We start from the raw sequence: 24830 nt of genomic DNA on the forward strand, positions 1-24830 counted from the left end.
CCAGCTGTGCCACAACGTCTTTCGGCCTGGCGATTCGTCACGACATTCGGCGTCATCAGCATGTTCGCCGATATCGTCTATGAGGGCGCGCGCTCGATCACCGGGCCACTTCTGGCATCGCTCGGGGCATCGGCTCTCGTTGTCGGCGTGGTGACCGGAATCGGCGAGGCCGCCGCCCTGGCGCTGCGTCTGGTGTCGGGCCCACTCACCGACCGCACCCGCATGTTCTGGACCTGGACCATCGCGGGTTACGCACTGACCGTGATCACCGTCCCGTTCCTGGGCGTGGCCAGCGTGCTCTGGGTTGCCGCCACGTTGGTGATCGCCGAACGGGTGGGCAAGGCGGTACGCAGCCCTGCCAAGGACACCTTGCTGTCACACGCCACCTCCGTCACCGGCCGTGGCAGGGGCTTCGCGGTGCACGAGGCCATGGACCAGGTCGGTGCGATTACCGGCCCACTCGTCGTCGCGGGCATGCTCACCCTCACCCACGGGAACTATCTGCCGACCTTCGCCGTGCTGGCGGTCCCCGGTGCCGCGGCGTTGGCCCTGTTGTTCTGGCTTCGCCGCCGGGTGCCACATCCGGAACGGTATGAGGCACATGCGGACACGCATGACTCACCCACCGCGCACCAAAAACTTCAACTACCGATACGTTTTTGGCTGTACGCGGGATTCTCCGGGATCACAGTGTCCGGATTCGCGACCTTTGGCGTGCTGTCATTTCACATGGTCGACCGGGGCATCCTCGCGCCCGCCGCGGTGCCGTTGGTATACGCCGTCGCGATGGCCGCAGCCGCCATATCCGCCCTGTTCTCCGGCTGGGCGTACGACCGGATAGGCCCCAAAACCCTTGTGGTCTTGCCTATTGTCGGCGCGGTCGTGCCCATGTTGGCATTCACAGACTCACTCATGGGCATCGTGCTTGGAGCGCTGTTATGGGGTGCCGCCATCGGGATTCAGGAATCCACCCTGCGTGCGGTGGTCGCAGACCTGGTGCCGCCCGCACGACGGGCCACCGCATATGGGGTCTACGCCGCTGTGCTCGGCACGGCAACCGCCGTCGGCGGGACACTCACGGGGTACCTCTATGAGGTGTCGATTCCCATGCTCATCGGGGTGGTCGGCGTGATTCAACTGGTCGCGCTGGTCGCCGCCGCACCCACAGTGCTGCGGCACGCCGATCAGGTGTAAGGCAGGCGACTGCTGGCGTCCTCGTCGACGTGGACGCTGCGGCCAATGTAGGGAAAAGCTCGCTGGGCACAGGAATCGCGGACGCACACCTTGCAGCCCGGGCCGATCGGCACCGCGGTTGACGGATCGTCGATGGCGATCCCCGTCGAGTACACCAGACGATGCGCATGGGCGATATCGCATCCCAGACCGATCGCGAACGATTTTGGCGTGCTGAGGAATCCGCCTGTTGATGTACTACTCGTGCGTGCCACCCAGAAATACGTGCGGCCGTCAGGCATCTCGGCCACCTGGGTCACAAACTGTCCCGGATTCGAGAACGCCTCGTGAACGACCCACAGGGGGCAGTTTCCACCCACTCTGGAGAAGTGAAACGCCGTGGCGGATTGGCGTTTCGAGATGTTCCCCGCACGGTCGGTCCGGACCAGAATGAACGGAACTCCCCGCATGGAGGGGCGCTGCAGAGTCGACAGCCGGTGGCAAACGGTCTCGTGCCCGACCTCGAACTGCCGCGCCAGGATGTCGACGTCATATCTAGTGGACTCCGCCGCATGGTGAAACTGTTTGTACGGCAACAGGAAAGCACCAGCGAAGTAGTTAGCCAACCCGATCCGGGCCACACCGATGGCCTCGGGGCTCAGCTGCTCGGCACCGGAGAGGATTGCCGCCATGGTTTCGGTCTGCGTGAGCAGCGCCAGCTGCGTGGCCATTTGGAATGCGCGCTGGCCGGGTGTGAGCCAATGCGCGATACGTAAAACCCCTGCGTCCGTGTCGAACCGGCGTTTCGAAGAATCTGAGAGTGCCCCTCCCTTGGCCACGGTGACGGCGATACCGTGGTCTTGCTTCAAGACTGTGGCCAGCTGCGTGTCGAGACCACCGATGTGCAACCCGTAGTGCTCGAATAGATCTTCGGCGGCGGTGTCGAGTTCACCAAGGTAGTTCTTGTGATCGTAGAAGAGGTCGCGAACTTCTTCAAACGGCATGGGACGCAGCGGTTCTCTTATCGAATCACCGATCGTGGCCGCGTTCTCGGTCGCGCGATAGCTCTCCAGCTCGGCAGTGACGTCCCGCAGCCTGCGGTGCATGCCCACCAGGGTCTGACCCACCGACGGCATCCGGGCGACTAGCTCTTCGAGCTGCAGGTCACTGATCTCGCCCACGGCAGCCTCGGTGAATATCTCGCCAAGGTCCGCGACAAGCCGGGCGTCGGAATCCGGGGAGAAATAGTGCGGTGACAGATCGAAACGTTCGGTGAGGCGCAGCAGCACCGCAACCGTCACCGGGCGCGCGTCATTCTCCAGCTGGTTGACGTAACTCGTCGACAAATCCAGGACGCGTGCGAGCGCCGCTTGCGTCAGGCCACGTTCCTCACGCAACCTCCGCAACCGCGCACCGGCGAACGGTCTGGACATGTCCGCCAGGATAACTCCACAACCATTCGCAATGTTCGCAAGATATGCGAACTAAGGATACAGAAATACGCATTTACATGGTCTTTTTATCCATTGACCACGTGCGTAATGTGCGAATCATGCACGTTCACTCCGTACACACCCGCCGCAGCGCCGACGTCTTCCCCCGCGACCAACACCTCGCCTGGAAGATCGCCGAAGTCGCTTCGGATCCCGTTGCCGTTCCCGCCGACACCGAGGCGATGGTCATCAACCGGATCATCGATAACGCCGCCGTCAGCGCCGCGTCGGTCATCCGCCGTCCCGTCACCGTCGCGCGCCGCCAGGCGCAGGCCCATGCGGTGTCGTCCGGTGGACGTGGTGCCAATGTCTTCGGTGTCAGCGGTGGCTACTCGGCCGAGTGGGCGGCGTGGGCCAACGGCGTCGCAGTACGCGAACTGGACTTCCACGACACCTTTCTGGCCGCCGACTATTCGCACCCCGGCGACAACATTCCACCGCTGGTGGCCGTGGCCCAGCAGCTCGGTATCGGCGGGGCGGACCTCATTCGCGGTCTGGCCACCGCGTACGAAACTCAGATCAACCTCACCCGCGGAATCTGTCTGCACGAGCACAAGATCGACCACGTCGCACACCTCGGCCCTTCTGTCGCCGCCGGCCTGGGCACCATGCTGAAGCTCGACACCGAGACGATCTATCAGGCCATCGGTCAGGCCCTACACCTGACCACCGCGACCCGGCAGTCCCGCAAGGGACTCATTTCCAGCTGGAAGGCCTATGCCCCGGCGTGGGCCGGCAAGGTCGCCATCGAGGCCGTCGACCGCGCCATGCGCGGCGAGGGTGCTCCGTCCCCCATCTGGGAGGGCGAAGACGGCGTGATCGCCTGGCTGCTCGGCGGTCCCGACAAGGTCTACGAGGTGCCACTGCCTGGCCCGGGTGAGGAGAAGCGCGCGATCCTGGACAGCTACACCAAGGAGCACTCGGCCGAGTATCAGAGCCAGGCGCCCATCGACCTGGCCCGCAGGATGCGCGAGCGCATCGGCGACCTGGATCAGATTGCGACGATCGTGCTGCACACCAGCCACCACACGCATGTCGTGATCGGGACCGGATCGAATGATCCGCAGAAGTTCGACCCCGACGCTTCGCGCGAGACACTCGACCACTCGGTCATGTACATCTTCGCCGTGGCGCTGGAGGACGGCACCTGGCATCACGAGCGTTCCTATGCACCCGAACGCGCACACCGCCCCGAAACGATCGAACTCTGGAACAAGATCAGCACCGTCGAAGATCCGGAGTGGACTCGTCGGTATCACTCAAGTAATCCCGACGAGAAGGCGTTCGGCTGCAAGGCCGTCGTCACTCTCAAGAACGGCGAGGTGATCACCGATGAGCTGGCGATCGCCGATGCACACCCCCTGGGGGCGCGGCCGTTCGCCCGGGAGAACTACATCAACAAGTTCACTGTGCTGTCCGACGGCGTCATCGAGCAGCACGAGCAGGACCGATTCCTGTCGGTGGCACAGGGGTTGGCCGACCTGAAGGCCGGCTCACTGGGTGCGCTCAACCCGCTCGTCGATGCCGTAGTTCTCGACAAGGCGCCCACGACACCGGAGGGGATCTTTAAGTGAGCGCGCTTCTTGCCTCCGCCACGGACGCGGCCACCAAGCGTGCCGCGTTCCGGGCGGGCTTGTCTTCCGGTGAACTGTTGCGTTTTCCCGGCGCGTTCTCGCCGTTGGTGGCCAAGCTGATCCAGGAGGTCGGGTTCGAGGGTGTTTACGTCTCGGGTGCCGTACTGTCGGCCGATCTCGCGCTGCCCGATATCGGATTGACGACGCTCACGGAGGTGTCGGCCCGCGGCCGCCAGATCGCGTCAGTTACCGACCTTCCGACCCTGATCGACGCCGACACAGGATTTGGCGAGCCGATGAGTGCGGCACGCACGGTCGCCGTGCTCGAAGACAGCGGGGTCGCCGGGCTTCATCTCGAGGACCAGGTGAATCCCAAGCGGTGCGGGCATCTTGACGGCAAGGCCGTCGTCGAGAGCGCTGAGATGGTTCGGCGGCTCCGTGCGGCGGTCTCCGCCCGGCGCGACCCCAACTTCGTGATCTGCGCCCGCACTGATGCTGCGGGCATCGAGGGGTTGCCCGCGGCAATCGACCGCGCAAAGGCCTATGCCGATGCGGGCGCGGATCTCATCTTCACCGAAGCACTCAGTGATATCGGCGAGTTCGAGAAGTTCCGTGCCGCGGTCGATGTTCCCTTGCTCGCCAACATGACCGAATTCGGAAAGTCCGAACTCGTGACGGCCGACCAGCTCCGCGACGTCGGGTACAACGTCGTCATCTATCCCGTCACGACCCTGCGGCTAGCGATGTTCGCAGTGGAGCAGGGTCTGCGCGAAATCGATTCGGCGGGAACACAGTCTGGCCTGCTGGACCAGATGCAGCACCGCAGCCGTCTGTATGAGCTGCTCCGCTACTCCGAATACAACCAATTCGATACCGAGATCTTCAATTTCAGCCTCAATGGAGGAGGAGCACGATGACCACCGCGACCCCAACCATTCACAAGGGACTTGCCGGCGTCGTGGTGGACACCACCGCCATCTCCAAGGTCGTGCCCGAAACCAACTCGCTGACGTACCGCGGATATCCGGTGCAGGACCTAGCCGCCCAGTGCAGCTTCGAACAGGTCGCCTACCTGCTGTGGCATGGCGAGTTGCCGAACGACGCCGAGCTCGCGCTGTTCAACCAACGCGAGCGGGCGCAGCGCCGCCTGGACCGTTCCCTGATGGCGCTGCTGGCCAAGTTGCCCGAGACGTGCCATCCCATGGACGTGGTGCGCACCGCCATCAGCGTCCTGGGTGCTGAGGATCCTTCCGAGGACGACAGCCGTCCGGAAGCCAACTACGCCAAGTCACTTCGCATGTTCGCGGTGCTGCCGACGATCGTCGCGGCCGATATGCGGCGCCGCCGTGGGCTGGACCCCATTCAGCCCCACAGCCACCTCGGCTACTCGGCCAACTTCCTACGGATGTGCTTTGGTGAGGTACCGGACCCGGTGATCGTCACGGCGTTCGAACAGTCGATGATCCTGTACGCCGAGCACAGCTTCAACGCCTCGACCTTCGCCGCCCGCGTGGTGACCTCGACACAATCCGACATCTACAGTGCGGTCACCGCAGCGATCGGCGCGCTCAAGGGCTCCCTGCACGGCGGAGCCAACGAGGCCGTCATGCACGACATGATCGAGATAGGCGACGCCGCCAAGGCTGCGGAATGGTTGCAGGGCAAGCGGACCCGTAAAGAAAAGGTCATGGGCTTCGGGCACCGCGTATACAAGAACGGCGATTCCCGGGTGCCGACGATGCGCGCGGCGCTGGAGGACGTGGCCCGGGTTCGTGACGGTCGCAAATGGCTCGAGATCTACAAGGTGCTGGAATCCGAGATGGATGCCGCCACCGGAATCAAGCCCAATCTCGATTTCCCCACCGGACCCGCCTATTACCTCATGGGATTCGATATCCCTTGCTTCACACCGATTTTCGTGATGAGCCGGATCACCGGCTGGACCGCGCACATCATGGAGCAAGCAGCAGCCAACGCCCTGATCAGGCCGCTGAGCGAATACTCCGGCAAGCCCCAGCGGTCACTCGCGTCGTAAGCGCGATCGCCGAGTGTGCGGTTTGTGTCGAAATCTCGCTGATTATCGACACAAACCGCACACTCGAGCTGGCTAGTTCGGCATCCTGTCGCAAAGCAATTGGATGAACAACTCGTCCGCCGGGGGCGCCTCCGGGTCGATGTTGAGGAAGCTGGTGTAGAAGCCATCTGGTGAGTGCACCGCGCGACTTACTTGCCCGGCAATGCCCGTGACAACACCCGCGTAGCCACGCGTATCGTCCACGCCCAGCCGCGGATCCGCGAGATCGACTGTCACTCGGTCTCCCCGCGATGGGATCACCGCGCCAAACGCGTCTGGTGGCCCGAATAGATGCAACGTCCTGCGGCCACGATCTCGCGCATCACGCAGCGCCTCAATGTCATCGCCGGTCGGCTCCACTACTGAGGTCACACGCAGACCCACAACGGATCCGGTGATCACTCGATGCCCGATCTCACCCGACGGTGGCTGATCTGGCCAACGTGTTGCGAGTTCGGTGGGCCGGTACTGAAACGATGACGGCTCTTGGCTCACCTGACCGGACTCATTCAGACGGGTAGTGGCCGACACGTCATACAGCTCCTCGACGACGCCCCGAAGACGGGGCCAGCTTTGGCTGTCATGCCAAGTAGCCCAGAGGATTACCAGCGCATTCGCAGGATCTCCGAGTGCTGGATCCCAGCTCGCACAACCGTAGGGAAACCGGACGATCTCGCGGTCCTCGTCCCAGTCCACCGCAGCAGCCGATGCCAGTAGGTAGCCACCCTCAGCGGAATGGGCAGAGATCTGCCAATCGACAGACTGGCCTATCTCGGGAGTCCTACCGCAGCACTGGTATTCCCAATTTGAAATACCCAGGTATACAAGCGATTCATTTCGATTGAGAACCTTGTTATTCACTGAAGAACCGGGTGTTAGACGAACGGAGCACGAACGCTCCGGACCCGGTGTACCGAATCCAAAGGTTAGCCAGCATCACGCCTAGCGTCAACACCCGTCACTCGGGCCGGGACAAGAGCCCGCCAACCCACCAATCCGCCGGGGCCTCTCGCCGATACCCACGCTGACGCAGCAAGCCCTCCATATCGAATCCGACGGCTTGCGCCACCGCCCGCGAGCCATCGTTGCCGACGACGGCCCACCATTCGATGCGGTGCACGCCCAGCACGTCAAATCCCCACTGGCACAGCCGCCGAATCGCCTCTGTTGTCAGCCCCTTACGGCGATGCCGTGAGGCAGACCAATACCCGACTTCCACCACGCCGGGCGCAATCGACTTAAGTGAACAGGTGCCCACGAGTTCATCTGTGTCGGCGAGGAAGAACCCGAAGCCGTATCGCGCGTTGTCCGCCCATTCCTGTGCCGACCTGGCGACGAAACTCCGGGCGTCTTCACGGGTGTACGGAACCGGTAGCGGAAGGTAGTGCGCGATCTGCGGCTCGTTGCACGCTTCGACAATCGCGGCCTCGTCCGCAGCAGTGACCGCGCGCAGAACCAGCCGGTCCGTCTGCAACTCGGTAGGTTCCATGCGACCAGTCTCAACCACGAATTACAACGTGGTCAAAGGAATTCCGTACGACTGTGCCTGCGTTAAGGGGTCTCGCGTACCGGCGACCAGTACTCCAACATCTCCGCGAAGGTCTCGAAGGCCGGCCTGGCCAGACCGTACGGAGCTTCGAAATGCACGCTCAGGGGAAAGCCGACGTCTGCCACTCCATCGATGACTCGCTTGTAGAGATCCACCAGCTGTGGCCGCCGGACATCTGGTTCGCAGGCAGCCAGCGACTTCACGAAGTCCTGTTCGCGCGCAACAGCTTCATTGCCGGGGTCTTGGATCAACCAGTCGATGAGCCCGACCTTGGACTCCAGCTTCGGGACGAAACCGAATGAGAGCAACACCTCTGGCCGGTGTTCGGTTGTGCGCGCGAACTCCTGCAGAAAGCCAACCACCGCATCGGAATACAGCAGCTGGGTCATGGCGAAGGTGGCACCCTTGTCGCATTTGAAGGAGAAGCGGCCCTGTTCGCCACTGCGGGTGGGGATCAGGATCACTCCCCTGTTGTCGACGATGTCATCGAACTTCGACAACGCATCAGTCGGTGGAATGCCCGAACCGTCGCCGTCGCTCATGGTGCGTGGTACGCCGACGAAGATCACACCGTCCATCCCGGCTTCCGTGAGACCGGTCAGCCGGCTCCGTAACGACGTCTCATCCGAAAAGGAAGTGACCTGCGTGCACAGTCCCCGCATGGTGGGTAGCTCCGACCGGATGATCGACCAATAGTCGACGACATCCAGCTTCGGCTTCATCTCCAGCGGACGATCGGCATCCTCCACGATCATCGACGGGATCATGACGTGGTCGATGCGCCCATCGATGCCGAACTCCGCCGAAAACCTGGACAGCTTCTGCAGTTCTTCGGATGCCTTCTCGAGGCCGCCATCGACATTGGGAGGCACCAGCTCCAGCGCAACGGTATTCATGGACACCAAGGACCTCCGATTAGTCTCGCTAATGGTTTATACACCAATCAAATTCACGCGCGAGCAGTCCCCCGCGAAGGGGACTGCTCGCGCGTTCGTCGGGAACTAGGCGCCCGCACGCACCTCGGTCGCAGCCGCCACCAGGTTGGCCAGTGAGGCAGTCACCTCGTCAGCCTTCCGGGTCTTCAGACCACAGTCAGGATTGACCCAGAGACGCTGGGCCGGAACCGCCTGCAGCGCCTCACGCAGCGAGTTCGCCATCTCGGCCGTCGAGGGCACTCGCGGCGAGTGGATGTCGTACACACCCGGACCGACGCTGTTGGAGAAGCCGATCGCGTTGAGGTCGTCGAGCACCTCCATGTGCGAACGAGCCGCCTCGATGGAGGTGACATCGGCGTCCAGATCGGCGATCGCACCGATCACCTCGCCGAACTCCGAGTAGCACAGATGCGTGTGAATCTGGGTCGCATCGGACACACCCGAGGTGGACAGCCGGAACGCACCGACCGCCCAGTCCAGGTATGCGGGCTTATCCGCCGAGCGCAGCGGCAGGAGCTCGCGCAATGCGGGCTCGTCCACCTGGATGATCGCAATCCCGGCGTCCTGCAGATCCACCGTCTCGTCCCGGATGGCCAGTGCGATCTGGTTAGCGGTATCCGCCAACGGCTGATCATCACGAACGAACGACCACGCGAGGATGGTTACCGGCCCGGTCAGCATGCCCTTGACGTACTTGGGAGTCAGCGACTGGGCGTAGGTGGCCCACTCGACGGTCATCGGGTTCTGCCGTGCGACATCGCCGTACAGGATGGGTGGGCGCACGCAGCGGCTGCCGTACGACTGAACCCAGCCATTCTGGGTGGCGAAGAATCCGTCGAGCTGCTCAGCGAAGTACTGCACCATGTCGTTGCGTTCTGGCTCGCCGTGGACCAGCACGTCCAGGCCCAGCTTCTCCTGTAGCGCAATAACATCGGCAACCTCGGCACGCATCCGCCGCACGTACTCGGCCTCGTCGATCTCGCCCTTGGTCAGGGCCTGACGGGCCTTGCGGATCTCGACTGTCTGCGGGAACGACCCGATGGTGGTGGTCGGCAGCTCGGGCAGCTGCAGGCGCTCGTCCTGGCTGCGGCGACGCTCGGCGGCATCGCCACGTGAAATACCAGCCGCCAGAATCGAATCCAAACGCGCACGGATCTGGCCGTTGTTCAGACGCGGATCCGTCTTGCGAGATTCGACAGCCGCATTCGACGCCGCGAACTCGGTAGCGTCGCGCGCCCCACCCAGTGCCCGCGCCAGCACCACAACTTCCTTGACCTTCTCGTCGGCGAACGCCAACCAGCTGCGCAGCTGGTCATCGAGTTCGGTCTCCGGTTCCAGCGAGTAGGGCACATGCAATGTCGAGCAGGACGTGGACACTGCGACGGCACCGGCGGATCCCAACAGCGTCCCCAGAGTGCCCAGCGCGGACTCCAGGTTGGTGCGCCAGATGTTTCGTCCGTCGACAACGCCCGCGACGATGGTCTTTCCGGCCAGCTCTGGCACCAAGGCCACACCCGATGCGGACCCGTAGACCAGGTCGACGGCAATCGCCTCGACGGGGGTACGTGCCAGCGCCGGCAGTGCGGCACCGAGGTCCCCGAAGTAGGTGGCGACCAGGATCGCGGGGCGATCGGCCACCGTGCCGAGACGGCCATACACCTGCTCGGCCAGTTCGGGACCATTCGGCAGGATGTCGGTGACGAGCACCGGCTCATCGATCTGCACCCAGCCGACGCCTGCCTCAGCGAGCTGCACCAACAGCTGCTCGTACAGCGACACCACCTCGTCGAGCCGTTCGATGGGCGCGGGGGCGCCGTCGACTGACTTACTCAACGCGAGGAAGGTGATGGGACCGACGACGACCGGACGTGCCGGAATGCCCAGCGCCTGAGCTTCTTTCAGCTCTCCGAACAGCTTGGCCGGGTTCAGTTCGAACTTCGTGTCCGGCCCGATCTCCGGCACCAGGTAGTGGTAGTTGGTATCGAACCACTTGGTCATTTCCAGCGGTGTCACATCATCATTGCCGCGAGCGGCGGCGAAGTAGCGATCGAGCTCATCGGCGATACCGGCGACACGGGGCGGGAGGGCTCCGAGCAGCACCGCGGTGTCCAGCACCTGGTCGTAGTACGAGAAGGTGTTCACCGGTACGGAGTCGAGCCCGGCGGCCGCCAAAGCGGTCCAATTGTCGCGCCGAAGCCCTGCGGCGACAGTTTCGAGCTCGGTACGGCTGGTACGTCCGGCCCAGTAGCTCTCGGTAGCCCTCTTGAGTTCACGCCGCGGGCCGATACGCGCGGATCCGAGCGTGGTGGCGGTCAAAGGTTGAGCAGTCATGAATTAGTCCTTCATCAACAGCGGGGTAGCCACCGCCCGGGGACGAAGAACCGAGCACGGAACCACCGCGACAGATATCTGCTCGGTGAAACCGCCTCGGCCATACGCCCATTCCGCGAGGCGATGATCCGCCGGGTGCGGCGCACCCGGCACAGCTGGCAGGTCTTCGGACTTACAGGCGTTACCCGGACTCAGGTTTTCCTACTGGCCGCCGCTTCCCAGGCTTCTTGGTGCTCAACCCAGTGCATATGACGACTGTCGTTCCTGCATACCGCTGCGGGACAGTCCCGGATTCTCACCGGGTTCCCTCTTATGCCGGACCCGAGGGCCCGGCACTCGATGCTGATAACGGCTCGGATAAAACCCGTGCCACTACCAGCAGACCAGCTGCGTTTCTCATCATATGCGCGCTATCCAACACAAATATTAGCGACTATTCTCTAATATCGTGATCACCTTGGACCAGGCTCAGCGGGTGCTCGATGCGCAGCCCTTCAGTCGCCTCCTCGGCGCATCCGTGTGCCGGGTCGATGAGTCCGGAATCCGGCTCGCACTTGATATCCGTGACGAGCTGCGGCAGCAGAACGGGTTCATCCACGGCGGCGTATTGAGCTATCTCGCCGACAACGCGATCACCTACGCCTGCGCCCTTGGTTTGGGTGCGGACATTGTGACCAGCGGATACACCATCGAGTACGTGTCCCCAGCGGGCGATGGGGTGCGACTGCTCGCGGATGCCTCGCTGGTCAGCGCCGGCCGCACCAAGGCGCTGGGCCGCTGCGAAATCTCCGTCGAAGGTCACGACGGCAAAACCAAGCTGGTTGCGGTTGCTCAGGGCACGAGCATGGTCCGGCGCCGTGGGGCGTAAAGCGCAGTACACCGCGGACGACATCCTGGACGCGGCGCTGGCCCTGGTGACCTCGGGCGGCCCACCAGCGGCCACCGCCTCCGCCATCAGACGCATCCTCGGAGCACCGTCGGGTTCGATCTATCACCGATTCGCCAGCCGTGACGAGCTCATGGCCCGGCTCTGGCTGCGATCGATCGCCCGCTATCAGAACGGGATACTCGCGGCCCTGTGTCTGCCGGATCTCGACGATGCACTTACGGCGACCATTGACCACGCCTTCGATTGGACGGCGGCGAACCGCAACGAGGCGCAGCTGCTACTCCAGTACGAGAAGGCCGATTTGGTCGCGCACTGGCCCGACACCCTCGCCGCGGAGCTCACGACACTCAACTCACGGGTCCGCACGGCGTTGCGCGAGTACACCGGGCATCGGTTCGGCGCGATCACTCCCGAACTGATCGACAAAACGATGTTCGCATTGATCGACATGCCGTACGCAGCGGTGCGCCGTCACCTGCCCAACAGGGGCGAGCCCGCGCCGTGGCTGCGCCAGTTTGTCCGGGCCAGCGCCCGGGAGCTTCTCGCCCGCGAGAGTTAGACCGTGGCGTATTTCTGGCGCAGGGCCTTCTTGTCGAGCTTGCCCAGCGCGGTCAGCGGCAACGAGTCGGCGACGATCACGTGTTTGGGTGACTGCACCGAACCCTTGCGGTCCTTGACCGCGGACTGGATCTCGGACGTCATCTTGGACACCGCGTCGCCGCTGTGGTCGGCATCCGCACGCAGCACCACGATCGCCGTCACCGCCTCGCCCCATTTCTCATCGGGCACCCCGATGACGCCGACCTGCGCCACCGAGGGATGCTCGGCGACAACGTCTTCCACCTCTCGTGGGAACACGTTGAAACCACCGGTGACGATCATGTCCTTGGTCCGGTCGACGATGAACCAGAAACCGTCCTCGTCTTCGCGTGCGACATCGCCGGTGCGCAGCCAGCCGTTCTTGAACGTGTCGGCGGTCTGTTCGGGCAGCCCCCAATAGCCACCCGCCACCAGCGGACCGGCCACACAGATCTCGCCGGGCTCACCCTGCTTCACCGGCTGATCGTTCTCGTCGAGCAGCGCCGTGCGCAGGAACGCCGAGGGCCGGCCACAGCTGGAGAGCCGCTGGGTGTCGTGATCGCCCTTGGCCAGATAGCTGATCACCATGGGCGCTTCGGATTGGCCGAAGTACTGCGCGAAGATCGGCCCGAATCGCTTGATCGCCTCCGCGAGCCGTACCGGGTTGATGGCCGAGGCGCCGTAGTAGACCGTCTGCAACGACGACAGGTCGCGGGTCTGAGAATCCGGGTGATCCAGCAGCGCATAGATCATCGACGGCACCAGCATGGTGGCGGTGATCTTGTGCTCCTCGATTGCCGCCAGCACGGCGCCCGCGTCGAACTTGGGCAGCACCAACATCGATCCGCCCTTCATCAGGGTCGGCATGAAGAAAGCCGCCCCCGCATGTGAAAGCGGGGTGCACATCAGGAATTTGGGGCGATCCGGCCACTCCCACTCGGCCAGCTGGATCTGCGTCATGGTGAGAATCGACTGTGAGGTTCCGATGACGCCCTTGGGCTTGCCCGTCGTGCCACCCGTGTAGGTAAGGCCGTTGATGTGATCCGGCGACAAGTTGATCGGAACCAAAGGCCTCGCCTCGAAGCCTGCGGCCGCGGCAACCAGGTCATGCCCCACCTCAGCCAGCTCAGCGGGCACAGGCCCGAGCGTCAGCACGCGGGTCAGCGTCGGCACCTTCTCCACCAGGGCGGCGGCACGCTCCACGAACTGCGGCGTGGGGTCGATGACAAGTGTGGTGATCTTGGCGTCGGCCAGCACGTAGGCATGGTCGTCGAGCGACCCGAGCGGATGCAGCGCGGTACGCCGTGTGCCCAGCAGCTGCCCCGCGCCGATCACCAACAGCACCTCGGGGCGATTGAGGGCCAGCATGCCCTGACCATCGGTCGGATCGGGCACCAGCGCGGTGAAGGCCTGGATGTACTTGCTGATCTCGTCGGCCATCTGGGCGCCGGTGAGCGTGACATCCCCGAGCACCAGCGCGGGCGCGCTCGCATTCTTTTTCAGCGCGGCGACCAGCAGGTGCCCGGAGTTGATCGACCCGTGCAGCGGGTCAAATGAGTCAGGCATCGCGCTCCTTGAGTGAATAGTCGCCGATCAGGCACTTCGCTCGACGTTAGAACATGTTCTAGTTTTGGGCAAGAACGTGCTCACACCCACCTGCATCCCCGCTGCACCGGGGTCAACAGGCGCTGCTCGCGACGGATGCCCCTCAGACTGCGGTGAATCCCTTGGCCCGCTGCGCGTCCTGCGCGCTCCACAGCGTCGACGTGATCTCCGACTTCACCAGCGGGACCACCTCTTCGGCGAATCGGCGCAGGGTGTCCTTCTGCTCCTCGAAGTCGGCCTCGGGGCTCAACGAAATCGACTGGAACTCGTGACCGAAGGCCTCATGCCACTGAATGATCTTCTCGGCCACGCGTTCCGGCGAACCGGCCAGCACCGGGCCGCGATCCGCCGCGTCCTCGATGGATTCGAAGGAAGGAAACTTGCCAACGGCCTTCGGGTGGTCCTTGAGCTTGGCCATCTGCGCCAGGCGTGCCTCGTAGATCGGCCGGTACTGCGCGATGGCCTGTTTGGTTGTATCCGCCAGGTAGAGCCCTCCCGAACCCGCACCCACGTGCAGATTGGCCGGGTCGTGCCCGTTCTGCGCGTACAGCTCCCGATACCTGTCGATGAGAATCTTGTAGTTCTCCTTGGGCTGCAAAGCATTTGCGGTGACTATCGGATCGCCCCACTTCGCGGCGAGTTCAACCGCGAACGTCGAGGTCGCCGACCCATGCCAGATCCGGAACGGCCCGTCGTACGGCCTGGGCAGGGTTGTCGCGTCGGCCAGCGGATGCCGGTGCGTGCCCGTCCAGTCGACGTGTTCCTCGCGCAGTAGCCGCCGTAGCAGCTCATAATTCTCTTGCAAGTACTCATACTGCTTGGCGATATCCAGCCCCATCAACGGGTACTGCCGGTCTTCATTGCCCTTCCCGATGACGATCTCGAGCCGGCCGCGGCTCAGCTGGTCGATGGTGGCGAAGTCCTCCGCCGCACGCACCGGGTCCAAGAGGGAGAGCACCGTAACGCCGGTGGACAACAGGATCCGTTCGGTCGCCGCAGCCACCGCTCCCAGCAGTACCGTGGGCGCCGAAGACAGCACGTCTCCCGCATGCCGCTCCCCGACTGCAAAGGAATCCAAACCCAGGCTTTCAGCCAAGACCGCGGTCTCGACCACGCGGTTCAGCCGGTCGGCGGCGGGCGCCAATGCCCCCGTGGCGGGGTTCGGCAGATAGAAGACAATGTCGAGAAGCTGAAAGCGCATATCGTCAGTATGCCGAAACGGACCCCGGTCCGGCAGGGAGGAAATGTTCTGATGATCACCGAACTGGACTCGGTGCTTCTCGACGTTCCAAATCTCGCTGACGCAAAGGCTGCCTATGCGCGGCTGCTCGGAACGGACACTCCGCACCCCCAGCTCCATCTCGGGCTCCCGGATTGGGCAATGCACCCCGGGTTGCTGTTCGGCGTCGCAGACCTGTCGTCCGCGGCGCGGACGGTCGATCGCCGCGGCCTAGCACTGGCCTCGCACGGAGAGCTCGTAGCAGGACAGGCCGACGGACTCACCCTGGGACTACGCGCGCGACCGGCAACACACGCGGCCCCGATGAGCGAGCAGATCGATCACCTGGTGCTGTTCTCCCCCAATCGCGACAGGATCATCGCGACGCTCTGCGGACGGCTCGGCTTCGATCTGCGCCTGGACCGCATGCAGTCGTGGGGCGTACACCAACTGTTTTTCCGCTGCGCGGGCCTGGTGGTTGAGGTGGTGCTGCGCGATGACGACCCCGCCGGACCCGACTCACTGTGGGGAATCGCCTGGCGCACCAATGATATTGACGCCTCGCATGCTCGGCTAACGGATGCCGACGTCACTCTCAGTGCCATCCGAGACGGCCACAAGCCAGGCACCAGAGTCGCGACGGTCAAAGATCCAGGGCTGGCAGTCCCCACAATTTTGATTGAACAGCGCTAGCCGCCGACTAGGTTGGGGTCTATGACGACTCCGAACCCGGGAAGCTGGCAACCCGACCCCGACGGACGATTCGAGTTCCGCTGGCACGACGGTCACCGCTGGACGGATCAGGTAGCCCATCAGGGAAAAGTCAGTTCAGCTCCGCTAGGAGGCTCCGCACCGGCCGCCCCACAGCCCAGCCCATCAACCCAAGCCGCACAACCGGCAGCACAGGCCCAACCTCTCGGAGACCAATTCTCAGGTATCAGTGGAGATTTGGTGGACGGCCGCTTTAGCGAGAATGAGGCGAAACCAATCTCGAACCAGAACGCCAAACTGTTGCGCGTTCGTCTTGGCGAGCCATTCCTGGCGCGTCAAGGATCAATGGTGGCCTACCAGGGCAATGTCGATTTCGCCTTCGAAGGCGGCGGTGCGGCGAAGTTCTTGAAGAAGGCAATCACCGGAGAAGGCTTGCCGCTCATGCGGTGTTCGGGCCAGGGCGACGTATTCCTGGCCGAGCGCGCCTTCGACGTTCATCTACTAAACCTCAACAACGCGGGCCTTTCGATCAGCGGCAAGAACGTGCTGGCCTTCTCGGCAGGCCTGAACTGGAACATCGAGCGGGTCAAGGGCGCCAGCATGGTCACCGGCGGCCTGTTCAACACGACATTGAGGGGAACAGGGTGGGTGGCCTTGACTACCGACGGTCCGCCGGTGGTGCTCAATGCCGCAGAGGCGCCGACATTCGCCGACACGAACGCCGTGGTGGCGTGGTCGGCCAACCTTCAGACACAGCTCAAGACGAGCTTCAAGGCCGGCGCCCTCATTGGCCGCGGTTCGGGCGAGGCACTCCAAGTCTCATTCCAGGGCCAGGGATTTGTCATCGTGCAACCATCCGAGGGCGTTCCTGTTGTCACCGCCGGCTAGAGAGTCATCAGCCCCGAAAGCTCCCGGGCCCCCCGGGTCAACGTCGTGATCAGTACTTCTCGCTCCGCGCGGGTCGCACTGGGCAGCAGCGGCCCCAGCTGAAGTTCGTAGGCGGCATCGGCACCCACGAAGATGGGCGCCGCTAGATAGCTGATCGGCAGCACATCGTCGGATACCAGCTCGTCGCGCGAGTACAGACGCGAGGTGAGCCGGGACAACTGTCGCAACAGCCGCTCGCGGAGCGCCGCCTCCATCACCTCCGAGCCCACCGAACCGAGCAGATCCGAGAGCAGATCAACCATCCCGGTGTCGTCATGGTCGGGGCGGTAGATCACGTATCCGCAGTCGGAAACCTGCCGCAGAAGCCGCTGGCCGGAACGCGCGCTCAAGCCGCGGGCGGTGCCGAGCCACTGCGCGCGTTCTTCCGATGAACGCCAGGGCATCACGGCCGAACCCGCGGGAAAGGCCAGCGGTATCGTCTGCCCGACCGCGAATCCGGTGACAGCCCTGTGTCCCGCTTGCGCCTTGGCGACGATCGTCAATGTCTTCGGACTGATTCGGCTGATGGTCGCCCCCGCCTGTGCTGCCCCGGCGATTCGGCCCAGCACGTCCTGAACCTCGCGGGGCATGGTCGCCTCAACCGCACGTGGCATCGCCGGCCCAACCCGATAACGAAGCTCACCATCGCGCGTCAACCATCCCGCCGATTCCAGCTCGTTCACCACGGCGGTGGCGGTGGCACGGGGAATACCTGTACTTGTGGCGATCTCGCTCAGCGATTTGGGTTGTGTTGCAGTAGCGAGCATTTCCACGATTCTTATGACGCGTGCGGTCGGCGGTGAAATGGTCGGCATAGGTTCCCTCCCTCTTGCGCGTTGCAGTGCCCAGGTCTACAGTGCATCGACTATTCGCCCCAAGGTAGTCGAATATTCGACACGGAGGTAGACATGATTCTGGACCGCTTTAGGCTCGACGGCAACGTCGCGATCGTTACCGGCGCGGGTCGTGGACTGGGCGCGGCGATCGCGGAGGCGTTCGCGCAGGCGGGTGCCGATGTGCTGATCGCCTCGCGTACCGAATCCCAACTGCACGAGGTCGCCGCGAAGGTGGCTGCTGCGGGACGCCAGGCCGAGGTCGTCGTGGCCGATCTGTCCGATACCGAAGCATCTGCCTCCCTGGCACAGAAGGCCGTCGACCGGTTCGGGCGACTCGACATCGTAGTCAACAATGTGGGCGGCACCATGCCGAAACCCTTCTTGGACACTACTAACGACGACCTCGCCGAGGCCTTCTCGTTCAACGTTCTCAACGGTCACGCACTGTTACGTACCGCGGTGCCGCATCTACTCAAGTCTGACAACGCTTCGGTCATCAACATCACGTCCACCATGGGCCGGCTTCCGGGCCGCGCCTTCCTCGGATACTGTACCGCCAAGGGTGCGCTTGCGCACTACACCCGCACGGCTGCAATGGATTTGAGTCCGAGAATCCGCGTCAACGGCATCGCCCCCGGCTCTATACTCACCTCTGCACTGGAGGTCGTGGCGGGCAACGACGAAGTGCGCGGGACCCTCGAAAAGAACACGCCACTACACCGGCTGGGCGATCCGGCCGATATCGCGGCGGCCGCAATCTATCTCGCATCGCCAGCCGGCAGCTTTCTCACCGGCAAGGTCCTCGAAGTCGATGGCGGCCTCATCGCACCCAATCTCGACATTCCCCTACCCGACCTCGCCTGACTACTTCCAGAAGGAACCTGATATGACGAAGACACGTGTAGCCGTCTGGGGCACAGGAAATGTCGGCCAGCATGCGCTCGCCGGGGTAATCACCGACCCGACCATGGAACTCGTCGGCGTATGGGTGTCCGGAGCCAACAAGGCCGGAAAAGACGCCGGTGAGCTGGCCGGGCTCGCCACCACCACCGGTGTCGCCGCGACCACCGATGCCACCGAGATCTTGGCACTCAAGCCCGACTGCGTGGTGTACACCGCTATGACCGACAACCGCCTGATGGAGGCGATCGAGGACTTGCGCTCGATCCTGGCAGCCGGTATCAACGTCGCCGCCAGCGCGCCGGTGTTTCTGCAGTATCCGTGGGGCGTCCTGCCGGATAACATGCTGGAACCCATCGAAGCCGCAGCACGGGAAGGCAACTCGTCGATCTTTGTCGGTGGTATCGATCCTGGTTTTGCCAACGACCTGCTGCCGCTGGCGCTCATGGGTACCTGCCAGCACGTCGATCAGGTGCGCTGTATCGAGATCGTCGACTACGCGACGTACGACAGCGCAACGGTGATGTTCGACGTCATGGGCTTTGGTAGGCCGATGGACGAGACCCCCCTCTTGCTGCAGCCGGGAGTACTGTCGCTGGCCTGGGGTTCGGTGGTGAGGCAGCTCGCGGCCGGTCTGGGCATCGAATTGGACGAGGTCACCGAGAAGTACGAAAAGCTATCCGCACCTGAGGATTTCGATATCTCATCGGGACATATCCCCGCGGGCACCATGGCCGCGCTGCACTTCGAGGTTCGTGGGATGAAGGGCGGCAATGTGGTGACGGTCCTTGAGCACTTCACCCGCCTGCGCGAGGATCTAGCGCCGGACTGGCCACAGCCCGCACACGAGGGTGGCACCTATCGTGTCGAGATCACCGGGGAGCCCAGCTACATACTGGATTTGGGATCGTTCAGCGCACACGGTGATCACAACTACGCCAATCTGATCGCGACGGCGATGCGCGTGGTCAACGCGGTACCTGCCGTCGTCGCAGCCGATGCGGGTATCCGCACTACTTTGGACCTACCGCTGATCACGGGAAAGGGGCGCGCGCGATAGCGTTCGGGCAATGCTCCCGGCGTGAATCCAGTTGCCCAGCCACACCGGCATCGCGAGCGCACCGCCAACCAATCCAAGCGGCCCGGGGAGCAGTGAAACGATTTGCAATGCGCACCACGCTAAACCCGTTGCACGCCAGATATTTCGATTGATATCGCTAATGGTCGGCGATGCCGCAAGGCTTCCGGCGATGTCGTTGACGATGAAGAAGTCTTCAACGAAGTTGAAGGGCGGGGCGAACATCAACCACACCGACCGAGGAGACCGCGTGCGCCCCCATTCGGGTAGGCGCACGAGAATGCGCTGCAGGGTAAGGCAATAGAGAGCCACCAGGCCGAAGAACGTCACGATGGTGGTCACCGCTGCCACTGGGCCGGTTGCGGTGATTTCCCCGAGAATTCCCGATCCCCACCGCGGCGCCCATAGCGGCTGTAGCAGCAGTGCTACCACCGGGATGGTGAGCACCACGGTCCATGCACGCATCAGCAGACCCTACTGGCGGCTCTTGCGTGGCGGAGGATTACGGCGCGGTGCCGGCGGGGACGTACAGCCTGATGAGCTCTGCCAGCCGCTCACCGACGTCGTCGAGCGTCTCCGTCGACTGCGCGGCGATCGACATGATGACGGCGCCTTCGATCGCCGCGATCATGGTCCGGGCCAGCGAGCGTGCCGCCTCGGCAGCCACGTGATAGCGCGTAAGCCGCTCGGTGAGAATGGTCTGCCAATCCTCGAATGCATCCGCCGCCACCGCCGAGGCCTCGGGCGCCTCGGTGCGTCCCAGCACGGCGGCGACGATCGGGCACCCCGCCTGCATCTCGGTTTCGCCGAGTTGCGCCTTCCACAGTTCGATGAACAACTGAATGCCGTGTGCCGGATCGATATCGTCACCGGCCGCCTTGATGATGGCCGTCAGCTCTTGTCCCGCGAGGCGGGTCGCCTCGGCGACCAGTTCCTGCTTACCGCCGGGAAAGTTGAGGTAGATGGTTCTCCGTGACACACCGCTGTCTTCCAGCAGTGCGTTGAGACCGGTTCCCGCGACGCCCCGGCGCCGCACCAGACCCGTCACGCTAGCGATCAACGTGTCACGTGCCGACATCCTGCCCGCCTCCCAACTTGTCAGGTGTTAACTATACCGCTCAGTCTACCGAGTCGCCGCCGGGCCCGGGCATTTATCGGAACATTGCGGTAAACCAATCGGTGTACTACCGTCGGCCGGGTGGCAGACCTACACGATCCCCTTCCACTGGCCTCGGGCCAGGTTCTGCGCAATCGACTGATGAAGTCGGCCCTCAGCGAGGGCCTCGGCGACACCTCTCAGGGGCCCGACCACCGGCTCGTCGAGTTGTACCGCCGCTGGGGCACCGGCGGGTTCGGCCTCGTCGTCACCGGCAATGTGATGGTTGACCGAAGCCACCTAGGTGAGCCGGGAAATGTGGTCATCGAAGACGACCGGCATCTCGATGGCCTGTCGCGGTGGGCCAAGGCAACCAAGGATGGCGGCGGCCTGATCTGGATGCAGGTGAACCACCCAGGGCGGCAAGCCAACCCGCTCGCCACGGCGTCCCAGCCGGTGGCACCGTCCGCGATCAAGATGAACGTCCCCGGGTGGCAAGCACCACGTGAACTCACCGATGACGAGATCGAGAACATCATCGACCGGTACGCGACCACGGCGTCGATCGCCGATGCGGCCGGGTTCGACGGCGTTCAGATCCACGGCGCACACGGCTATCTGGTGGCACAGTTCCTGTCGCCACGTACCAATCGGCGCACCGACCGGTGGGGAGGCGACCCGGAACATCGGATGCGTTTCGTTCTCGAGGTTGTCCGCCGCACGCGTGCGGCGGTGAGCCCCGGCTTCTCGGTCGCCATCAAGCTCAACTCCGCGGACTTCCAGCGTGGAGGCTTCACCGAGGAAGAGTCGCGGGCAGTCATCGCGGCACTCGCCTCCGAAGAGGTCGACCTCATCGAAATCAGCGGTGGTACTTACGAATCACCGGCGATGGAGGGCAGGCCGCTGGTGACATCGGCGTCGACCCAGGCCCGCGAGGCCTACTTCCTCGAGTACGCCCGCACCGCCCGCGAGGCGGCCGGTGACGTCCCGATCGCCGTAACAGGAGGTTTCCGCACGGAAGCCGCCATGTCCGACGCCATCCGATCGGGTGATTGCGATGTCGTGGGGCTCGGGCGCCCGACAACTGTCAATCCCGAGTCCGCCGACAGCCTGCTAACGGCGCGTCAGGACAAGCTGACCGTTCCGGATGCTTCACTGCCCCTACCTGGCTGGCTGGCATCGACCGGCAGGGCGAAGTCTTTCCTGAGCGCACTGGAACTCCAGTGGCATAACACCCAACTGCACCGCCTGGGCGCGGGGACCGACCCGGACCCCACCATCGGCCCGTGGATCACGGCACTTCGACTCCTCAAGAACAACGGGGTCGACGCCTTTCGGAGAAGGAGAAGTTCATGACGGACAAGACACTGCGCAAGTTCCGCAGAGAGCGCGCCATGGGCCGTTACCTGCTCAACCCTGCCGTCTCGGCCCTGACGAAGCTTGGTCTGCGCACAGCGCTCGCCTCGGAGCTGGAAACCACCGGACGCAAGACCGGCCAGCTACGGCGGGTCCCGGTCTCGGTCCAATTCGACGCGACAGGCGCGTGGGTGATCAGCCAGCACGGCACCCGCTCGGGCTGGGGCAGCAATATTGCCGCGAATCCCAATGTCCGCCTGAAGCAGGGAAACCGGTGGCGTACCGGAACCGCCCAGTTCCGGCCCGATGACGATGTCGTCGCGCGGGGCCGCAAGTTCGGGGCCGTCGGCGCGCGGGTGGTCAAGGCACTGGAGACCACCCCCATATCGGTGCGCATCGATTTCACCGACTGAGGACAAGGAATACGCGATATGCCTCTCTACCAGTGCATAACACGCGCGGAGAGCCTCACCGACGAGGTGCGGCAGACCATCGCCCAGGAATTCACACGTATTCACTGCGAAATCACCGGCGCTCCGGCGGTATTTGTCCACGTGGTCTTCAATGAATACCAAACAGGCCACCACTATCTGGCGGGAAAACCGGAAAGCGACACCACCTTCATCGCAGGCACTATCCGTTCAGGGCGTTCCCTGGAACAACGTCAACAATTGCTCCGTGAACTCTCGTCCGCCTGGCACGAGCTGACGGGCCAGCCGGAGGAGGAACTCGTCCTGAGCATTTCCGAACAGGACGCCTCCGCAGTCATGGAAGCCGGGCTCATTTTCCCCGAGGCAGGCGCCGAGGCCGCCTGGTTTGAGCAGAACCGAGAGAAGCTGGGCTTCCTTCTCAACCAGTAGGCCCAAACCTTCCCAATGGCACACTTGCGCACTTTTGTGCCATTGAGTTAGCGTGGTGCTCATGGTTGATCAGAGCGCCATCACCCGTCCCGTCAGCCTCGACGAGGGGCTCCGGGAAGCAATCCCCATGCCCGTAGAAGACCCTGCGGACGACTCCGTGGAAACCCCGCGGCTGGGCGCCGACTCCCTGGTGTGGAAGTTCTACGGGGATGTCCGTGGCGTACTCGGCTTTCAGCGGCTCGCCGGCACCGAGAACTGCATCGAACAGCTGGGTAAGGCGGTCGAGGACCATTCGGTGATCTTCACCGACACCCTTGGCCGCGCACGCCGCTCCGGGCCGCCCATCATGAAGACCATCTACTCGGCGGACCCACAGAAGTGGGGGCGGATGGTGCGTGATTTCCACAAGCCGATCACCGGAACCATCAGCGACGGATCGCGTTACCACGCACTCAATCCCGAGCTCTTCTATTGGGCGCATGCGACTTTCGTCGATCAGGTCTTGTACATCACCGACACATTCATCCGGCGTCTCTCCTACGCCGAGAAGGTGCGGATCTTCGAGGAGAGCAAGGTCTGGTACAGCCTCTACGGGGTCAGTGCACGCAATCAGCCGCAGACGTACGACGAGTTCGTCACCTACATGGAGGGCATGTTCGACCGGTTCGTGCCGACAAAGACGATCCTCTACGCGACGGGTTACATCCGCCAGGGCGTGCCCGGGCCCAAGCAGATTCCCAAGCCGCTGTGGCGTCTGCTGTCGGCGCCACTGAACGCCTTCATCCGGACGGTCGTCGTCGGAACGCTCCCGCCGCAGATGAAGCAGGTCTGCCGACTGGAGTGGAGCGACGAGAAGGAACGCAACTTCCAGCGCTTCGCCACGGTCATGCGCGCATTGAACCCGTTGTTCAACAGGCTGCCGGTGCGGGCGCTGTACCTGCCGTGGGCGTCCGAGGGCTGGAATCGTGAAGGAGTCGACCCCCGCCCGCTATACAACCGGGCGGCATGACCACACTCGTGGGGGTGACCAGCGCCCCACCCACCGATGCCGTACTCGATGCCGCGCGCATTGAGTTCGAGCGGCACGGTATGCGCCGCGCCAACATGGACGCCATCGCACGTCGCGCCGGGGTGAGCCGCCGCACCCTCTACCGTCGCTTCCCCACTAAGGAAGCGCTGTTCGAGCACCTCATCGAGGCAGAGAGTCTGGGCATCTTCGGCCAGCTCGCCGTCGCCGCCAACGGCCAGGATGCCCAGGGCGCCATCGTCGAGTGCTTCACGCTGGCCATGCGGCTCATCACGGAAAGCCGGCTGGCGGGCACCATCATCGAGAACGAACCGGAACTCGTCATCGGCCTCAACACGCCTTCTGGCGAGAAGGCCATTGTGCGAGCCAGCGCGCTGGTGGCGTCCAGCCTGCGGCACAGCGGCGCCACAATGCCCGATGACGCGGTGCTGGCGGTGTCGGAAATCCTTGTGCGACTGGTTGGTTCCCTGCTCACCAACCGCGCCGGCGTACTCGATATCACCGATACCGTGGCGGTACGGCGGTACGCACAAACCTATCTAGCTCGATTGGTCTGGTAGTACTACTCGTTCAGAAACCGACCTTGAGTCGGCATCTGACTAAACTGCCTGCATGGCG

25 protein-coding genes and 1 riboswitch are annotated in these 24830 nt (G+C 63.6%); of the genes, 15 read left to right on the forward strand and 10 right to left on the reverse strand.

Annotated features, from left to right (window positions below; all coding sequences use genetic code 11):
• The first annotated feature begins 6 nt into the window (after positions 1-6).
• On the forward strand, positions 7-1194 hold the full coding sequence (locus HBA99_RS23345) for an MFS transporter (RefSeq protein ID WP_078322245.1): 1188 nt from the start codon (positions 7-9) through the stop codon (positions 1192-1194).
• Here the strand turns inward: HBA99_RS23345 and HBA99_RS23350 are convergent.
• A complete protein-coding gene (locus HBA99_RS23350) occupies positions 1185-2606 on the reverse strand; it encodes a short-chain fatty acyl-CoA regulator family protein (RefSeq protein ID WP_057965564.1) in 1422 nt (473 codons plus the stop codon). The two genes, HBA99_RS23345 and HBA99_RS23350, sit on opposite strands and share 10 nt — an antisense overlap.
• A 119-nt stretch (positions 2607-2725) precedes the next feature.
• Here HBA99_RS23350 and prpD point away from each other — a divergent pair, with 119 nt between their 5' ends.
• Genes prpD through HBA99_RS23365 form a run of 3 tightly spaced genes read left to right on the forward strand, consistent with a single transcriptional unit; the run spans position 2726 to position 6275 of the window.
• The gene (gene prpD, locus HBA99_RS23355; RefSeq protein ID WP_070916035.1) at positions 2726-4240 is read left to right on the forward strand and encodes a 2-methylcitrate dehydratase PrpD; all 1515 of its coding nucleotides are present in this window, start codon (positions 2726-2728) and stop codon (positions 4238-4240) included.
• Complete coding sequence (gene prpB / locus HBA99_RS23360) at positions 4237-5157, forward strand: methylisocitrate lyase (RefSeq protein WP_030097456.1); 921 nt, start codon at positions 4237-4239, stop codon at positions 5155-5157. Before prpD ends, prpB begins: the two co-directional genes overlap by 4 nt.
• Positions 5154-6275 (forward strand): bifunctional 2-methylcitrate synthase/citrate synthase, encoded by a 1122-nt coding sequence (locus HBA99_RS23365; RefSeq protein WP_070950454.1) that lies wholly within the window; start codon positions 5154-5156, stop codon positions 6273-6275. The genes prpB and HBA99_RS23365 overlap by 4 nt, the downstream gene beginning before the upstream one ends.
• A 72-nt stretch (positions 6276-6347) precedes the next feature.
• Here HBA99_RS23365 and HBA99_RS23370 read toward each other — a convergent pair whose 3' ends face one another.
• The 4 genes from HBA99_RS23370 to metE all read right to left on the reverse strand — a co-directional run bounded on the left by HBA99_RS23370 (position 6348) and on the right by metE (position 11129).
• Entirely contained in the window at positions 6348-7175 is an 828-nt protein-coding gene (locus HBA99_RS23370) for a DUF6578 domain-containing protein (protein ID WP_070932126.1), read from the reverse strand.
• A 97-nt stretch (positions 7176-7272) separates the two neighbouring features.
• Positions 7273-7803: a GNAT family N-acetyltransferase gene (locus tag HBA99_RS23375; protein WP_070941607.1), complete on the reverse strand. Its 531-nt coding sequence runs from the start codon at positions 7801-7803 to the stop codon at positions 7273-7275.
• 62 nt (positions 7804-7865) lie between these two features.
• On the reverse strand, positions 7866-8765 hold the full coding sequence (locus tag HBA99_RS23380; protein ID WP_070932122.1) for a mycobacterial-type methylenetetrahydrofolate reductase: 900 nt from the start codon (positions 8763-8765) through the stop codon (positions 7866-7868).
• Between the two features lie 99 nt (positions 8766-8864).
• Positions 8865-11129 (reverse strand): 5-methyltetrahydropteroyltriglutamate--homocysteine S-methyltransferase, encoded by a 2265-nt coding sequence (metE, locus tag HBA99_RS23385; protein ID WP_064409943.1) that lies wholly within the window; start codon positions 11127-11129, stop codon positions 8865-8867.
• 140 nt (positions 11130-11269) lie between these two features.
• A riboswitch (cobalamin riboswitch) is annotated at positions 11270-11484 on the reverse strand.
• Positions 11485-11577: 93 nt separating this feature from the next.
• On the opposite strand from metE, the gene HBA99_RS23390 reads away from it, so the two are divergent.
• Together HBA99_RS23390 and HBA99_RS23395 are read left to right on the forward strand one after the other, a co-directional pair.
• Complete coding sequence (locus tag HBA99_RS23390; protein ID WP_030097461.1) at positions 11578-11997, forward strand: PaaI family thioesterase; 420 nt, start codon at positions 11578-11580, stop codon at positions 11995-11997.
• Positions 11987-12577: a TetR/AcrR family transcriptional regulator gene (locus tag HBA99_RS23395; protein WP_070951862.1), complete on the forward strand. Its 591-nt coding sequence runs from the start codon at positions 11987-11989 to the stop codon at positions 12575-12577. Before HBA99_RS23390 ends, HBA99_RS23395 begins: the two co-directional genes overlap by 11 nt.
• On the opposite strand, the gene fadD8 is transcribed toward HBA99_RS23395, so the two are convergent.
• Both fadD8 and HBA99_RS23405 read right to left on the reverse strand, forming a co-directional pair.
• The gene (gene fadD8 / locus HBA99_RS23400) at positions 12574-14163 is read right to left on the reverse strand and encodes a fatty-acid--CoA ligase FadD8 (protein WP_070950450.1); all 1590 of its coding nucleotides are present in this window, start codon (positions 14161-14163) and stop codon (positions 12574-12576) included. The two genes, HBA99_RS23395 and fadD8, sit on opposite strands and share 4 nt — an antisense overlap.
• A 142-nt stretch (positions 14164-14305) precedes the next feature.
• Positions 14306-15403 carry an LLM class flavin-dependent oxidoreductase gene (locus HBA99_RS23405; protein ID WP_070932118.1) on the reverse strand — a complete coding sequence of 366 codons (1098 nt, stop codon included), beginning with the start codon at positions 15401-15403 and terminating at the stop codon, positions 14306-14308.
• Positions 15404-15454: 51 nt separating this feature from the next.
• Here HBA99_RS23405 and HBA99_RS23410 point away from each other — a divergent pair, with 51 nt between their 5' ends.
• Complete coding sequence (locus HBA99_RS23410; protein WP_070952400.1) at positions 15455-16114, forward strand: VOC family protein; 660 nt, start codon at positions 15455-15457, stop codon at positions 16112-16114.
• Positions 16115-16135: 21 nt separating this feature from the next.
• Positions 16136-17020 carry an AIM24 family protein gene (locus tag HBA99_RS23415; protein ID WP_070922368.1) on the forward strand — a complete coding sequence of 295 codons (885 nt, stop codon included), beginning with the start codon at positions 16136-16138 and terminating at the stop codon, positions 17018-17020.
• On the opposite strand, the gene HBA99_RS23420 is transcribed toward HBA99_RS23415, so the two are convergent.
• Complete coding sequence (locus HBA99_RS23420; protein ID WP_081347666.1) at positions 17017-17874, reverse strand: helix-turn-helix domain-containing protein; 858 nt, start codon at positions 17872-17874, stop codon at positions 17017-17019. The two genes, HBA99_RS23415 and HBA99_RS23420, sit on opposite strands and share 4 nt — an antisense overlap.
• Positions 17875-17967: 93 nt before the next feature.
• Between HBA99_RS23420 and HBA99_RS23425 the strand changes: the two genes are divergently transcribed.
• Both HBA99_RS23425 and HBA99_RS23430 read left to right on the forward strand, forming a co-directional pair.
• Positions 17968-18759 (forward strand): SDR family oxidoreductase, encoded by a 792-nt coding sequence (locus HBA99_RS23425; RefSeq protein WP_030097474.1) that lies wholly within the window; start codon positions 17968-17970, stop codon positions 18757-18759.
• A 22-nt stretch (positions 18760-18781) separates the two neighbouring features.
• Positions 18782-19855: an NAD(P)H-dependent amine dehydrogenase family protein gene (locus tag HBA99_RS23430; protein ID WP_070951860.1), complete on the forward strand. Its 1074-nt coding sequence runs from the start codon at positions 18782-18784 to the stop codon at positions 19853-19855.
• Here the strand turns inward: HBA99_RS23430 and HBA99_RS23435 are convergent.
• Both HBA99_RS23435 and HBA99_RS23440 read right to left on the reverse strand, forming a co-directional pair.
• On the reverse strand, positions 19820-20338 hold the full coding sequence (locus HBA99_RS23435) for a hypothetical protein (protein WP_070951859.1): 519 nt from the start codon (positions 20336-20338) through the stop codon (positions 19820-19822). The two genes, HBA99_RS23430 and HBA99_RS23435, sit on opposite strands and share 36 nt — an antisense overlap.
• A gap of 37 nt (positions 20339-20375) precedes the next feature.
• Entirely contained in the window at positions 20376-20951 is a 576-nt protein-coding gene (locus HBA99_RS23440; RefSeq protein ID WP_070922370.1) for a TetR/AcrR family transcriptional regulator, read from the reverse strand.
• 120 nt (positions 20952-21071) lie between these two features.
• On the opposite strand from HBA99_RS23440, the gene HBA99_RS23445 reads away from it, so the two are divergent.
• The 5 genes from HBA99_RS23445 to HBA99_RS23465 all read left to right on the forward strand — a co-directional run bounded on the left by HBA99_RS23445 (position 21072) and on the right by HBA99_RS23465 (position 24772).
• Complete coding sequence (locus tag HBA99_RS23445) at positions 21072-22325, forward strand: NADH:flavin oxidoreductase/NADH oxidase family protein (protein WP_070951858.1); 1254 nt, start codon at positions 21072-21074, stop codon at positions 22323-22325.
• Positions 22322-22738, forward strand: a complete 417-nt coding sequence (locus HBA99_RS23450) for a nitroreductase family deazaflavin-dependent oxidoreductase (protein WP_030097479.1) — start codon at positions 22322-22324, stop codon at positions 22736-22738. Before HBA99_RS23445 ends, HBA99_RS23450 begins: the two co-directional genes overlap by 4 nt.
• An 18-nt stretch (positions 22739-22756) precedes the next feature.
• Complete coding sequence (locus HBA99_RS23455) at positions 22757-23185, forward strand: tautomerase family protein (protein WP_070951857.1); 429 nt, start codon at positions 22757-22759, stop codon at positions 23183-23185.
• 61 nt (positions 23186-23246) lie between these two features.
• The gene (locus tag HBA99_RS23460) at positions 23247-24194 is read left to right on the forward strand and encodes an oxygenase MpaB family protein (RefSeq protein WP_070952399.1); all 948 of its coding nucleotides are present in this window, start codon (positions 23247-23249) and stop codon (positions 24192-24194) included.
• Entirely contained in the window at positions 24191-24772 is a 582-nt protein-coding gene (locus tag HBA99_RS23465; RefSeq protein WP_030097482.1) for a TetR/AcrR family transcriptional regulator, read from the forward strand. Before HBA99_RS23460 ends, HBA99_RS23465 begins: the two co-directional genes overlap by 4 nt.
• Positions 24773-24830 lie beyond the last annotated feature (58 nt).

Origin of the sequence: Mycobacteroides chelonae (assembly GCF_016767715.1) — a bacterium.
GTDB lineage: Bacteria > Actinomycetota > Actinomycetes > Mycobacteriales > Mycobacteriaceae > Mycobacterium > Mycobacterium gwanakae.

What these genes read in the sequence shown, in the direction of transcription:
- HBA99_RS23415 (WP_070922368.1), top strand. Translation starts at nt 16,136, where the DNA reads ATGACGACTCCGAACCCGGGAAGCTGGCAACCCGACCCCGACGGACGA.
- HBA99_RS23375 (WP_070941607.1), bottom strand. Translation starts at nt 7,803, where the DNA reads ATGGAACCTACCGAGTTGCAGACGGACCGGCTGGTTCTGCGCGCGGTC.
- prpD (WP_070916035.1), top strand. Translation starts at nt 2,726, where the DNA reads ATGCACGTTCACTCCGTACACACCCGCCGCAGCGCCGACGTCTTCCCC.
- HBA99_RS23420 (WP_081347666.1), bottom strand. Translation starts at nt 17,874, where the DNA reads ATGCCGACCATTTCACCGCCGACCGCACGCGTCATAAGAATCGTGGAA.
- HBA99_RS23455 (WP_070951857.1), top strand. Translation starts at nt 22,757, where the DNA reads ATGCCTCTCTACCAGTGCATAACACGCGCGGAGAGCCTCACCGACGAG.
- HBA99_RS23460 (WP_070952399.1), top strand. Translation starts at nt 23,247, where the DNA reads ATGGTTGATCAGAGCGCCATCACCCGTCCCGTCAGCCTCGACGAGGGG.
- HBA99_RS23410 (WP_070952400.1), top strand. Translation starts at nt 15,455, where the DNA reads ATGATCACCGAACTGGACTCGGTGCTTCTCGACGTTCCAAATCTCGCT.
- HBA99_RS23450 (WP_030097479.1), top strand. Translation starts at nt 22,322, where the DNA reads ATGACGGACAAGACACTGCGCAAGTTCCGCAGAGAGCGCGCCATGGGC.
- HBA99_RS23425 (WP_030097474.1), top strand. Translation starts at nt 17,968, where the DNA reads ATGATTCTGGACCGCTTTAGGCTCGACGGCAACGTCGCGATCGTTACC.
- metE (WP_064409943.1), bottom strand. Translation starts at nt 11,129, where the DNA reads ATGACTGCTCAACCTTTGACCGCCACCACGCTCGGATCCGCGCGTATC.
- fadD8 (WP_070950450.1), bottom strand. Translation starts at nt 14,163, where the DNA reads ATGCCTGACTCATTTGACCCGCTGCACGGGTCGATCAACTCCGGGCAC.
- HBA99_RS23465 (WP_030097482.1), top strand. Translation starts at nt 24,191, where the DNA reads ATGACCACACTCGTGGGGGTGACCAGCGCCCCACCCACCGATGCCGTA.
- HBA99_RS23440 (WP_070922370.1), bottom strand. Translation starts at nt 20,951, where the DNA reads ATGTCGGCACGTGACACGTTGATCGCTAGCGTGACGGGTCTGGTGCGG.
- HBA99_RS23405 (WP_070932118.1), bottom strand. Translation starts at nt 15,403, where the DNA reads ATGCGCTTTCAGCTTCTCGACATTGTCTTCTATCTGCCGAACCCCGCC.
- HBA99_RS23435 (WP_070951859.1), bottom strand. Translation starts at nt 20,338, where the DNA reads ATGCGTGCATGGACCGTGGTGCTCACCATCCCGGTGGTAGCACTGCTG.
- HBA99_RS23365 (WP_070950454.1), top strand. Translation starts at nt 5,154, where the DNA reads ATGACCACCGCGACCCCAACCATTCACAAGGGACTTGCCGGCGTCGTG.
- HBA99_RS23350 (WP_057965564.1), bottom strand. Translation starts at nt 2,606, where the DNA reads ATGTCCAGACCGTTCGCCGGTGCGCGGTTGCGGAGGTTGCGTGAGGAA.
- HBA99_RS23430 (WP_070951860.1), top strand. Translation starts at nt 18,782, where the DNA reads ATGACGAAGACACGTGTAGCCGTCTGGGGCACAGGAAATGTCGGCCAG.